Raw genomic sequence first — 12,585 nt, forward strand, 5'->3', positions numbered from 1 at the left:
CATTCCACCGCCTCGTCAGCCAAGCATGCTAGGACATTACCGCGATGCGGCGACGGCAAAGTGGCCCACAAACGCGAGGAGCCTTCATGAGCAGCGATCCAGCCTGGACTAAGCGCAGCCTCGTCGCACAGGCGCTCGGGAAGGTCGATCCTCAAACGCGCGCGGTCGTTCCACCGATTCACGTTGCTACGACCTATATCCGCGATCCCGACAACAGCTATTCCTCGGGATACATTTACGGCCGCCCCGACAATGCCACCGTTCGCGATGCGGAAGCCGTGATCGCGATGCTGGAGGATGCGTCGGGTGGGGCTCTCCTCTTCGGATCCGGCATGGCCGCGGCCATCGCGCTATTCCTGTCGCTCGCGCCGGGAGACCACGTCGTCGCTTCGCGGGTCATGTACTGGGCCCTCCGGAACTGGCTGGCCGGAGAAGGGGCCCGCTTCGGGCTTGCCATCGATTTTGTCGAAACCGACAATCTCGATCAGTTGCGGAAAGCCGTGGTTCCAGGCCGCACCAAGCTGGTCTGGGTCGAAACCCCATCGAACCCGCTCTGGACGATCACCGACATCGCGTCTGCCGCCGAGATCGCGCACGCCGCCGGCGCTCGCCTTGCGGTGGATTCGACAGCCGCCTCTCCGATCCACACGCGCCCCCTCGCACTGGGAGCGGACATCGTGATGCATGCCGCCACGAAGGTGCTCAACGGGCATTCGGACGTGGTCGCTGGCGCCCTGGTGGCCGCCCGCGCCGACCCGTTCTGGGAAAAGATCACGGCCGTTCGCCGGACTCATGGCGCCATTCTGGGTCCGTTCGAGGCCTTCCTGCTCCTGCGCGGAATGCGCACGCTTCCCCTGCGCGCAGCCGCGCAATCCAGGAGCGCGCTGGCGCTGGCGGAGCGGCTTTCCGCGCATCCGCACGTCGCGCGCGTTTTGTATCCGGGCCTGCCGCAGCACCCCCATCACAATGTCGCGGCACGGCAGATGGAGGGAGGTTTCGGCTACATGCTCTCGATCCAGGTCATCGGCGGCGAGACGGCGGCGATCGGCACAGCAGCCCGGGTCCGGCTCTGGAAACGTGCGACTTCGCTCGGCGGGGTTGAAAGCCTCATCGAGCATCGGGCCTCGATCGAGGGAACGGGTTCTCCCTGTCCACCGGATCTGCTACGCCTTTCGACCGGGATTGAGGATCCGGAGGATCTCTACTGGGACCTCGATGAAGCGCTTCGGGCCGCGCATTCCGGATAATGCGGAGTGGGACCCAGAAGATCGCGATGGGGTTCTATCCCGCTGCGGCAAGTCTCGCGGCGGGAGCGGACGCCGTCGCGTCGGAGAGCGCTCGCGCGGCGTCCGCCAGGATCGTGAGCGCAACCTGATCAACCGGCATCGGTCGCCCGAAATAGTAGCCCTGAACCTCGTCGCAGCCGAGCGACTTCAGAAAGCTCGCCTGCGCGCCGGTTTCGACGCCCTCGGCCGTGATCCGCAGACGCAAGGAGCGTCCGAGCGACATGATCGCCTGCAGGACTTCCACGACCTGGCGGTCCTCGCCGTCGAGCGCATCCGTGAAGGAACGATCGATCTTGATCTTGTCGAACGGAAACTTCCAGAGATAGCTGAGGCTCGAATATCCGGTTCCGAAATCGTCGAGGACGATCGCGACGCCGAGCGCTTTCAAGGTCCGCAACTCGCCGAGGATTGACGCATCATCCTTGAGGATCAGGCCTTCCGTGATCTCGAGTTCGAGACGATCGGCGCGCAGCCCGCTCTCGCCGAGTGCATCCCGAACGCGACGGCTCATATGTCCCGCGCTGAATTGCGCGGGCGACAGGTTGACGGCGATCGACAGGTGGTCCGGCCAATGTGCCGCCAGCATGCAGGCGCGCCGCAGGACCCAATCCCCGATTTCGACGATCAGGCCCATCTCCTCGGCGACCGGAATGAATTTCACCGGCGGAATGAAGCCTCCCTGACCATCCGGCATCCGCAGCAAGGCCTCGAACCCGGCCAGCCTATTGCTGCCGGCCCGGAAGAGAGGTTGGAAGTGCAAGTCGAAGCCGCCCTTCTCGAGGGTTTCCCGGATCTTGACCTCGAGCTCGCGCCGTTCCTGCAGGGCGCGTTCGAAGCTCTTCTCGAAAAGCGTGAAACCGCTTCCGGTCCCGAGGCAGGCACGGTCGAGCGCGAGGCCGGCGGCTTTCAGGAGGTGAGCTGCTTCCTCGGAATCGCCCGGAGCGAGAGCTACGCCGATCCGCGCCGAGAGCATCACCTCGTGACCGTTCAGGCGTTGCGGCTGCGAGATCGCTTCCAGCAGGGTCGCCGCGAAGGAGGCGGCATCCTGCACATTGCGGAGACCCAGGCGGGCGACGGCGAAATTGTCGCCCGACAGGCGCGCGACGATGGCGTTGGATCCCGAAACCCGCTCCAAAGCCCGCGCCGTGAGGCGAATGATGGTGTCGCCGGCTGCATTTCCGAGCAGATCGTTCACGTCCCGTACGCCTTCGAGATCGATGGCGAAGACCGCGATGTGCTCATGTGGTCTGCGGCGCGTCATGGCGCCGCGCAACACGTCGAGAAAATGCGGCCGGTTGAACAGGCCGGTCATGACCTCGTGATGCTCGAAGAACCGGGCACGGGCCAGGGCTGCCGCGGCGCGCCGTTGCTGCAGAAAGGCCATGAAAAGACCCGCGATGGCGATCGTCCCGAGGGTAACGATGGCCGCGAAGGACGGGCCGGGCAGGGTGAGGGCGTCCGCGCGGGCAATCTCGCACGAAGCCAGCCATGCGATGCAGTCGGTCGGGATGGAGTGTCTCACGCGCGGACGGATGCCTCGTTTCGGGCAGCACTCTGAGTGTCTGGGCGTTAGAAAAGCTTGAAATGCTTTGGTGAACCGGTCGTCACCGGATTCTCGAGAAAGCGTCGAATCTCCGTGCGCTACGCACGCCTGCTCAGACGGCTCTACGGCGAGACCCGCGTGCGTGCTGCAATGTCGGAGACGAGGAGGGCCAATCCGTTTCCGGATCGTGTGGCCAAGCCTTCCCGATCACGCGGACGATGTCTTTCATGATCGCGTCGAGGGCGTAATCCTTGGGCGTGTAGACCGCAGCAACACCCATATTGCGCAGAACGAGCTCGTCCTCGGCTGAAATGATGCCGCCGACGACGAGCGGAACATGATCGAGGCCTTCGAGCCGCATGCGAGAGCGCACTTCCCGCACCAGCGGAACGTGCGAGCCCGACAGGATCGAGAGCCCGACGACATGCGCGCCGGCTTCTCGGGCGCGCGCCACGATCTCGGCGGGAGTCTGGCGAATGCCGTCATAGGACACATCCATCCCGACATCGCGGGCGCGCAAGGCAATCTGTTCGGCCCCGTTCGAGTGGCCGTCGAGACCCGGCTTGCCGACCGTCAGGCGCGGCGTCTCCCCGATGGTCTGAGCGAGATCCGAGACGAGCATCCGGATCTCTTCGGTCCCGCCGGGGCTCACGGTCTCTGGTGTGACACCGGTGGGCGCGCGATACTCGCCGAAGACGCGTCGCAGGGTTTCGCCCCACTCGCCCGTGGTCACGCCGGCGGTCGCACAGGCGATCGAGGGCGGCATGATGGACGTCCCCTCACGGGCCGCTGTCTCCAGGGCCTCGAGGGCAGCAGCGACACGGGCTTCGTCCCGGCTGCTCCGCCAGGCTCGGATGCGGTGGACCGCCTCCATCTCCACGGCTTCTGGTACGGTCAGGGTCGTACCCTCTCCCGAGGTCAGGGGCGATGGCTCTCCTTCCATGAAACGGTTCACGCCGACGACAACCTGCTCGCCGGCCTCGATGGCCGCGAGCCGCCGCGCGTTCGACTCGACGAGCGAACGCTTGAGATAGCCGGACTCTACTCCGGCGATCGCCCCGCCTCGCGCCTGCAGGGCGCGCAACTCGGCACGAACCTCGTCCTTGAGACGTGCGACCTTGGCTTCGATCACATGCGAGCCGTCGAAAAGGTCGTCATGCTCGAGCAGGTCGGTCTCGAAGGCGAGGATCTGCTGCATGCGCAACGACCATTGCTGATCCCAGGGGCGCGGAAGGCCGAGCGCCTCGTTCCAGGCGGGGAGCTGCACGGCGCGTGCGCGGGCCTTCTTCGACAGGGTGACCGCGAGCATCTCGATCAGGATGCGGTGGATGTTGTTCTCGGGCTGCTGCTCGGTCAGTCCGAGCGAGTTGACCTGGACACCGTAGCGGAACATCCGCTTGCGCGGATCCGTGACGCCATAGCGCTCACGCGTGATCTCCTCCCAGAGTTCCGCGAAGGCGCGCATCTTGCAGATCTCGGTCACGAAACGCATGCCGGCATTCACGAAGAACGAGATGCGGCCCACGACCTCTGCGAAGACCTCGTCGTCGATCCCGGCTTCGCGAACGCCGTCGAGGACCGCGATCGCCGTGCCGAGTGCATAGGAGAGCTCCTGGACCGGCGTCGCGCCTGCCTCCTGCAGATGGTAGGAGCAGACATTCATCGGGTTCCACTTCGGCATCTCGCGCGTCGTGAACAGGATCACGTCCCGGGTGAGCCGCATGGATGGCTCGGGCGGAAACACGTATGTGCCGCGCGAGAGATATTCCTTGATGATGTCGTTCTGCGTCGTGCCCTGGAGCGCCGCGCGCGGCACGCCCTGCTCGTCGGCGACCGCGATGTAGAGCGCCAGAAGCCATGCGGCCGTCGCATTGATCGTCATCGACGTATTCATCGTCTCAAGGGGGATCCCCTCGAAGAGCGTGCGCATGTCGCCGATATGGGCGATCGAGACGCCGACCTTTCCGACCTCTCCGCGGGCGAGCTCATGATCCGGGTCGTATCCCGTCTGGGTCGGGAGGTCGAAGGCGACAGACAGGCCGGTCTGGCCCTTGGCGAGATTGCGCCGGTAGAGGGTATTGGACTCCGCAGCCGTGGAATGGCCGGCATAGGTGCGAAAAATCCAGGGCCTGTCCCTCTGGGGGCGGGGCTCGCCTGCAGCTTCGCTCATCCGGCCTCTCCCTCGTTCAGGATTCTTTGTGCAATGCAGAATCACACATCTTCGTTCCGGCTGCATCCCAGCGGCCACGTTTTCTCACGCCGAGAGGAAACAAGCCTTGCCGCTGGAGCGTTGCCGCCCGGAGGGTAGAGTAACGTTGATGTTGCGGCGCGAAAAGGCCGTGCTACTCTCTTCGACCGATCTCCCCTGGAGCAAGAGGCCGTCATGACTGCACAGGCTCTCCGAAAAGTCCCCAGTCCCAAGGATCTGTACGAGGTCGGAGAGGTTCCACCCCTGGGTCATGTCCCGGCCAACATGTATGCCTGGGTCATCCGGAGGGAGCGTCATGGACCGCCGGAGACGTCGATGCAGGTCGAGGTCGTGCCGACCTGGCAGATCGGGGATGACGAGGTCCTCGTCTTCGTGATGGCAGCCGGCGTCAACTATAACGGGATCTGGGCGGGCCTCGGCGAGCCGATATCCCCCCTCGACGTGCACAAGCAGCCTTATCACATCGCGGGCTCGGACGCTTCGGGGATCGTTTGGGCGGTCGGTTCCAAGGTAAAGCGTTGGAAGGTGGGAGACGAGGTCGTCGTCCACTGCAACCAGGATGACGGCGACGATGAGGAGTGCAACGGCGGCGATCCGATGTTCTCCCCCTCTCAGAGGATCTGGGGCTACGAGACGCCGGACGGGTCCTTCGCGCAGTTCTGTCGCGTCCAGTCGCGGCAGCTCATGCAGCGTCCGCGGCACCTGACCTGGGAGGAGAGCGCCTGCTACACGCTGACTCTCGCGACTGCCTACCGCATGCTGTTCGGGCATTCGCCGCACAGGCTGAAGCCTGGCGACAACGTGCTCGTCTGGGGCGCATCGGGCGGCCTGGGGGTCTTCGGCGTGCAGCTCTGTGCGGCGGCCGGCGCCAACGCGATCGGGATCATCTCGGACGAGTCAAAGCGCGATTACGTGCTCTCCCATGGCGCAAAAGGCGTGATCAACCGCAAGGAGTTCGAATGCTGGGGGCAACTCCCAAAGGTCAACTCACCCGAATATGCCGCCTGGACGAAGGAGGCCCGGCGTTTCGGAAAGGCGATCTGGGACATCACCGGCAAGAAGGATGTCGATATCGTCTTCGAGCATCCCGGCGAGCAGACTTTCCCGGTTTCGACGCTGGTCGTGAAGCGGGGCGGAATGGTGGTGTTCTGCGCCGGAACGACTGGGTTCAATCTCACCTTCGATGCCCGTTACGTGTGGATGCGCCAAAAGCGGATCCAGGGCTCGCATTTCGCTCATCTCAAGCAGGCCGCCGCAGCGAATCAATTCGTGGTCGACCGCCGCATCGATCCCTGCATGAGCGAGGTTTTCCCGTGGGATCGCATTCCCGTCGCGCATACGAAGATGTGGAAGAACCAGCACGCGCCGGGCAACATGGCGGTTCTCGTGAATGCACCGCGCACGGGGCTTCGCACCTTCGATGACGTGATCGAGGCCGGGGCGGCATAGGCGAGGAACGATTCGCCTTCGCGTGTGGTCGTTGCTGGCTGGGGTCGACGCAATCCAGCGGCGCTGTCCCGCAGGAATAAAACGCCTCTGGTCTGCGCAACTCAGGGAGTCTTCACCGCATCCGGGAATTGCGGTGCTTCTACTTGGGCGAGGCGCCGTCGTTTCGCTGCGATCAACGTGCCGTTGTACTCGCCGCCAAACAGAAAGATGGCCGCCAGGGTGTAGAGAAACACGAGCGCGACCATGGCCGTCGCTAGACCGCCATAGGTCGAAGCGTAGGCGCCCGGATAGTGATCGAGATACCACCCGAAACCGAGGCCTCCCAGGATCCACAAGCACAGGGTGATGGCGGCGCCGGGCAGCACCGCGGCGAAACTTCGGCGGCCTGCGGGAATGAATTTATGCGCCAGAAGGAGCGCGATCACGATGAGGATCGTTGCGACGCCAATGCGCAGGAAGTCCACGACGTCGGAGAACCGGGCAAGGGCCGGAATCCAGTAGATGATTCCGCGCCACACCAATGGCCCCAGCACGACGAGGACCGCGAAGGCGAGCATCACGAAGGCGCCGCCGAGAACGAACACGATCGATTCGAGGCGCGTGAGCCACCATGGTCGAGTCTCCCGCAACCCATAGGCGCGATTCAGGCCGACACGTAGGCTCTCCACGCCGCTCGAGGCGAAATACACGGCGAGCACCGCGCCGAGCGTTAGGACACCGCTGCGGCGCACGGTCAGGATCGTATGAACTTCCTGGGCGATTGGCTCGGCGATCTCGCGCGGCCAAGCCTCCAGAATGATATCGGCGGCCTCGTCAGCGAGAGATCCCGACCCGACCAGGCTGGCAAGAGCCGTGATCAGGATCAGGAAAGGGAACAGCGACATCAGGATCGACAGCGCGATGTGGCTCGCGATGGCCCACGAGTCGTGAAAGACGAAACGGTTGTAGGCGATCACAGCCAGTTCAAAACCGATTCGCAGCCGTCTCAAGAGCTGGACCTTCCGGAATTTGCATCCACGACGATCACCCGCGCTGAGTGTCCTGCCGGTCCAATGTCCTTCGCAGGATCACTGTTCGAGCACCGGTTCCGCACCGGTATTCAGACTTGCCGCAACCGGCCTTCCCATACAAGAGAGGGGCTTCAGGCTCGTACCAGGGAAGCCGAATTCGCGCTCGCGGGCGCGCCGGGCCTGTCTCCTCTCGCCCCATAGCTCTCCCACAGAAGTTCAGCTTTCGATGCTGCATGAGTGGCGTTCCTGACGCGACCCCGGTCAGTTTGCAGGGGAGGAGCAGGTCGACGGGGAGGGCTTGGCGCTCACGATGAGGGTAGAGCATCGGATGCGGCAGCGGGTCCGGATCATGCTGGCCGCGAAGGGAAACGCGATGCGGGTTCTTCGTCGAACGGCGGTGGAGGGTATATTCGAGGAACCGTGGCCAAGTTGGCATTCGATCGCGGCGAGATCTGCTCGCGGCGCAGCTGACATCAGTATGCCTCGCCGGAGTCGGCCTTGGTCGTGATGATCGCGGTGTGCCACCGAGCGACCAAGCTTGGCCGGACTATCGGGGAGCGTTACGGCCCCAGGGATTGTGCGATGGACTTGCCAGAAGATCCGGCGTCTGCCTAAGCGGCCAGCACAACACCGGATCGTCCTGCTTTGGCCATCGTCTGGTCGGTGTTCCGATCAGCGGCCCTTTGGACTTGATGGTGGGGTCAGCCCTTGACCGCCGTAACGACCACTTCGATCAGCGCACCACCTCCGAGATCGGCAACGCCGACCGTGGCACGCGCCGGCAGATGATCACCGAAGAATTCGGTCCAGACTGCATCCATTTCCTTCTTTTTCGAAAGATCCGTGACGAAGATCGATGCGGACACGACCTTGGTCATGTCGGTTCCGGCTTCCTTCAGGTAGCCGGCGATCTTGCCAAGAATGCTGCGAGTCTGCTCGCTCATCGGCACGCTTGTGTCGTCGGCGATCGTGCCGCCGACATACACGAATCCGTTCGCTTCGACAGCGCGATGCATGATTGGCGTGCGGATGCTCCTCTTGATCGTCATCTCGTCTCTCCATCCTCTTTCGGGTCGCAGGGCATTCGGGTTGTAAAAGCGTTCACTAGGCGAAGCGCTCGATGCGCAGGCCGTCGATAGGCGTGTTCGTGTTGCCGGTGGCGATCAGTTCGGCCATGACAGCACCGGCTCCAGGCCCGAGCTGGAATCCATGCAGCGAGAAGCCGAATTGGTGGAACAATCCCTCGTGCTTCGCGCTCGGGCCGATGACGGGCAAGTCATCCTTCATGCGCGCTTCGATGCCGGCCCAAGCACGCACAATCGTCGCTCCGCGCATCACCGGGAACAGTTCCCAGACGGTGCGGGCACTCTCCTGGAGCTTCTGCCAGTCGAGCACCGTCTCGTTCGTGTCCTGATACGGTGTCGCGAGGTGCCCACCGCCAATCAGGACGGTTCCGTTGGCGAATTGCTTGAAGGAGAGCTTCCGGCCTCTCAGGATCACCACAGGTTTGATGAACTCCGGCACGCGAGACGTGATCATCAGCATCGGCGCCACCGTTTCGACCGGCACCGACTCGCCGAGCGAGGCAGCAATCTGGCCACCCCACGCGCCAGCCGCGTTGACGAGTACTGGTGCTTCGAACGTTTCGCCGCCCGCATCGACGTGCCAGAGCTTGCCTTCCCGCCGGATGTGGGCCGCAGCGACGCCCTCGCGGACGATCGTGCCGAGCTCTTCCGCCCTGCGCCGGAACGCAGTGGTCGTCCGCGCCGGATCGGCAGCACCGTCGCGCCGCGACACCACCCCACCCGGGCAAGTCTCGGCGACCGCCGGAACGAGGCAGCGCAACTCCTTGCCGTCGACCAGCTCCTCGTGCGTGAAACCGCGCAGATGGAGATCAGCCACGCGGGCGCGGCAGATATCAAGCTCGTCTTCGTCCTCGGCGACGAGAACCTGCCCATGGCTGTCGAAACCGCATGAATCTCCGACGAGGTCCTGCACGGTTTCCCATATGTCCATCGATCGAATCGAGAGCGGGATCTCAGCCACGTGCCGCGCAAGCTGACGCACGCCGCCGGCATTCACGCCCGAGGCATGACGGCCGGCATAATCCTTCTCGATCAGGACGGGACGAAACCCGCGCAGGCAGAGATGCAGAGCCGTCGAGCAGCCGTGAATACCGCCGCCGATAATTATGGCGTCAGCTCTCCCCATCATCCCCGCACAACCGCTTTCGTGGCAGCCTCGGACTTGGGCAAGGCGGCCAGTTCCGCGAGGGTGATAGGCTTCACGGGTGCACGCAGGCGATAATAGCCGATCTCCTCCGGCGACTTGCCGCGTGCCTCAGCCATCAATTCCGTCACGGTGAGCCCGCAGAGCCGTCCCTGGCAGGGGCCCATGCCGGTCCGGCGATAGGCCTTTAGCTGGTTCGGTCCCGTTGCGCCGATGGCGATGGAATCCAGAACGTCCTGTGCGGTGACTTCTTCGCAGCGACAGACGATTGTTTCGCCGTCGGGGATGCGGAATTGCCTCGGCGGCTGGAACAAGACGTCGAGAAACGCGCGCCCGCGCTCGGCCTTCGCTAGAGCAGAGCGCAACGTGTCCATGCTCGGTATGCGGGCGGCAGCTTCCGGCCTCAGCGCCTCAATTGCCACCCGTGCGGCGATCCGGCCACGCTCGATGGCCGCGAGTGCGCCGCCGATGCCGGCACCATCGCCTGCGATGGAGATCCCGTCGACGGAGCTTGCACCATTATTATCGACAATGGGGGACCAGCAGAGTTGCACGTCATCCCACTTGTGCTTCACACCCGCTGACATGGCGAGGTTGACATTCGGCACGATCCCCTGATGCAGCAGCAGCAGGTCGGCTGGGACTGTCACGCTCTGCCCCCCGACCTCGTAGGTGATGTTTTCGAGGCGGCCCTGCCCGGACGCGGCAATCTTGGTGACGCCGCTGACAACGCGCAACTTCGCGCGAACCTCACGCATCATCGCAAAGCCCTTGAGGAAATAGGGCGAGGAAAGGAAGGCTGCCGCATGCGGCAGAGCGCGCCAATAGTTTCTGCGGTCTGTCGTATCAAGCACGAGATCGATTCGCCCGCCCATGCGCAGGATCTGTGCCGTGAGCAGCCAGAAGAGCGGTCCCTGCCCGGCGATCACCGTGCGCCCGTCCGGCACGAGACCGGAGGATTTCAGCATGGTCTGGGCTGCGCCGGCAGTCATTACGCCCGGTAATGTCCAGCCAGGAATCGGAAATGGCCGTTCGAGCGCGCCCGTCGCCAGGATGACACGCTTGGCCCTGATGAAGCGCGATCCGCCGCCAGCCGAGACGCCGATCTCCAGGTGCCGGTCGAGGCTCCAGACGGTTGCACCTTGGATGATCTCCGTGCCACTCGTACGGACCTCCTCGACGAGGCGCGCGCCTGCCCAGTAGTCATCGCCGAGCATGCGCTTTGCCTTCACGGGCGTAGATGTAATTGCACGCCAGACCTGGCCGCCGGGACCGGGATTCTCGTCCAGCAGCAGCGTCGCAAGGCCGGATTGGCCAGCCAGAGCAGAGGCGGCGAGCCCTGCAGGTCCCGCCCCGACAACGACGACGTCATACTCGTCGCGATTCGGACCATGAGTTGTCATCGGCCGATCTCTCTCTTGCCCTTCTGGATCTCGATCTTCATGCCTGCGCTCACGGGAACGAGGCATCCTTGCCGATTCCCGACGCCGTCGATCATCACGAGACAGTCGAAGCACACGCCCATCATGCAATAAGGCAGTCGCAGCGCGCCGCTCACCGCTGTCGCGCGGCGCACGTCGAGGCCCGATGCAAGCAATGCCGCCGAAATGGTGTCGCCCTCGCGCGCAAGGACGCGCTGCCCATCAACGGAGATCTCGACCTCTCGTCTGGCATCGTCATTAATTCGCTTGAACATTCGGCTTCTCCGGTGTCCGCTCAGTAGTATCCGCTCGTGCTGACGTCCAAGTGGTGGAAGCGCTTCGCCGAAAATGCTCCCACCTTGTCGAGGTCGAGCGCACCTGCGGCCACCATCGGAGCAATTTCGAAAGCGTGGTTGGAGGCGAGCGTCACGCCGGAATGGCAGCAGGCCACAAAGGCGCCGGGATAGGTCTCCGACTGGTCGTAGATGGGGAATCCATCTTTGGGCATCACTCGAATGCCCGACCATGTCCGCACTACGTTGAGCCGGCCGAGGAACGGGAATATGCGCTGCGCACGGTCAGCCATCACCGCATTGATCGGCAGGTTCAGCACGGCGTCATCGAGCACCTCCTCCTTGCTGTCGCCGATCATCACCGTGCCCTCGTCGGTTTGGCGGATGGTGATCAGCGGATGCGGCAGGAAGGGTGCAGTGCGCTCGGTCACGACGATCTGCCCGCGCGTCGGCCCCATCGGCGCCTCGAGCCCGACCATCGGCGCGAGAGTCTGGTTTGTGTTGCCAGCTGCGAGGACAATCTTGGCGGCTCTGATCTCGCCCTTAGGTGTCGTGAGCCGGAACTCGCCGCCGACGTGTTTGATGTCCGCTACCGGTTGCTCGGGCCGATAGTCGACGTCGAACTTCAGCATGCCCGTATGCAGAGCGCGGAAGGTCCGCAGCGAGTTCACGTGGGCATCGAGCGGGCAGAAGCTACCGCCCGATACTTCCGGGCCGATCTGCGGCAGCATTTTCGCGACCTGATCACGGTCCAGGATCTCTATGCGGTTATCGGCGGCGCCCGGCTGGTTGTGCAGCCGCTTCAGCATCGCCTCGCGTTGCTCGAGCTCCTTATCGCCGAGTGCAAGGTAGAATCCGCCATTGCGCTGGTGGCAGACATCGAGCCCGGTCTGGTCGCGCAATTCGGCCGCAAGCTTCGACCACGTGTCGGAGGCGCGCACGGTCCAGACCGAGTAGGCCGGCATGCCGAGCCCCTTGCCCTGCACCCAAATCAGAGCGAAGTTCGCGCGCGAGGCGCGCTTGGCGACGTCGCCTTCGTCCAGCACGCAAACACGCTGGCCGATTCGGCCAAGCCCCCAGCCAATTGCAGAGCCAAGCAGGCCTCCGCCGACAACGGCGACCTCGTAATCGTTGACCATTGCTTA

The 12,585-nt window shown here is 64.0% G+C and carries 10 protein-coding genes; 2 read left to right on the forward strand and 8 right to left on the reverse strand.

Going from position 1 to position 12,585, the window contains the following annotated elements:
* The first annotated feature begins 86 nt into the window (after window positions 1–86).
* Window positions 87–1,247 (forward strand): trans-sulfuration enzyme family protein, encoded by a 1,161-nt coding sequence (locus tag BN1233_RS03140; RefSeq protein ID WP_046861965.1) that lies wholly within the window; start codon window positions 87–89, stop codon window positions 1,245–1,247.
* 34 nt (window positions 1,248–1,281) lie between these two features.
* Here the strand turns inward: BN1233_RS03140 and BN1233_RS03145 are convergent, their stop codons facing one another.
* A complete protein-coding gene (locus BN1233_RS03145) occupies window positions 1,282–2,808 on the reverse strand; it encodes a putative bifunctional diguanylate cyclase/phosphodiesterase (RefSeq protein WP_048708838.1) in 1,527 nt (508 codons plus the stop codon).
* 133 nt (window positions 2,809–2,941) lie between these two features.
* Complete coding sequence (locus tag BN1233_RS03150; protein WP_046861966.1) at window positions 2,942–4,999, reverse strand: protein meaA; 2,058 nt, start codon at window positions 4,997–4,999, stop codon at window positions 2,942–2,944.
* A 213-nt stretch (window positions 5,000–5,212) separates the two neighbouring features.
* Between BN1233_RS03150 and ccrA the strand changes: the two genes are divergently transcribed.
* Window positions 5,213–6,487, forward strand: a complete 1,275-nt coding sequence (ccrA, locus tag BN1233_RS03155) for a crotonyl-CoA carboxylase/reductase (RefSeq protein WP_046861967.1) — start codon at window positions 5,213–5,215, stop codon at window positions 6,485–6,487.
* A gap of 101 nt (window positions 6,488–6,588) precedes the next feature.
* Here ccrA and BN1233_RS03160 read toward each other — a convergent pair whose 3' ends face one another.
* The 6 genes from BN1233_RS03160 to BN1233_RS03185 form a co-directional block, all read right to left on the reverse strand.
* Window positions 6,589–7,476, reverse strand: a complete 888-nt coding sequence (locus BN1233_RS03160) for a YihY/virulence factor BrkB family protein (protein ID WP_046861968.1) — start codon at window positions 7,474–7,476, stop codon at window positions 6,589–6,591.
* 722 nt (window positions 7,477–8,198) lie between these two features.
* Window positions 8,199–8,546 (reverse strand): RidA family protein, encoded by a 348-nt coding sequence (locus BN1233_RS03165; protein ID WP_046861969.1) that lies wholly within the window; start codon window positions 8,544–8,546, stop codon window positions 8,199–8,201.
* 55 nt (window positions 8,547–8,601) lie between these two features.
* Window positions 8,602–9,711: an NAD(P)/FAD-dependent oxidoreductase gene (locus BN1233_RS03170; protein WP_046861970.1), complete on the reverse strand. Its 1,110-nt coding sequence runs from the start codon at window positions 9,709–9,711 to the stop codon at window positions 8,602–8,604.
* Entirely contained in the window at window positions 9,708–11,129 is a 1,422-nt protein-coding gene (locus tag BN1233_RS03175; RefSeq protein WP_046861971.1) for an NAD(P)/FAD-dependent oxidoreductase, read from the reverse strand. The genes BN1233_RS03170 and BN1233_RS03175 overlap by 4 nt, the downstream gene beginning before the upstream one ends.
* Window positions 11,126–11,422 carry a (2Fe-2S)-binding protein gene (locus BN1233_RS03180; protein ID WP_046861972.1) on the reverse strand — a complete coding sequence of 99 codons (297 nt, stop codon included), beginning with the start codon at window positions 11,420–11,422 and terminating at the stop codon, window positions 11,126–11,128. The genes BN1233_RS03175 and BN1233_RS03180 overlap by 4 nt, the downstream gene beginning before the upstream one ends.
* A gap of 20 nt (window positions 11,423–11,442) precedes the next feature.
* On the reverse strand, window positions 11,443–12,579 hold the full coding sequence (locus tag BN1233_RS03185) for an NAD(P)/FAD-dependent oxidoreductase (protein ID WP_046861973.1): 1,137 nt from the start codon (window positions 12,577–12,579) through the stop codon (window positions 11,443–11,445).
* Window positions 12,580–12,585 lie beyond the last annotated feature (6 nt).

It is taken from the genome of Microvirga massiliensis (genome assembly GCF_001006805.1).
In the GTDB taxonomy this organism is placed as follows: domain Bacteria; phylum Pseudomonadota; class Alphaproteobacteria; order Rhizobiales; family Beijerinckiaceae; genus Microvirga; species Microvirga massiliensis.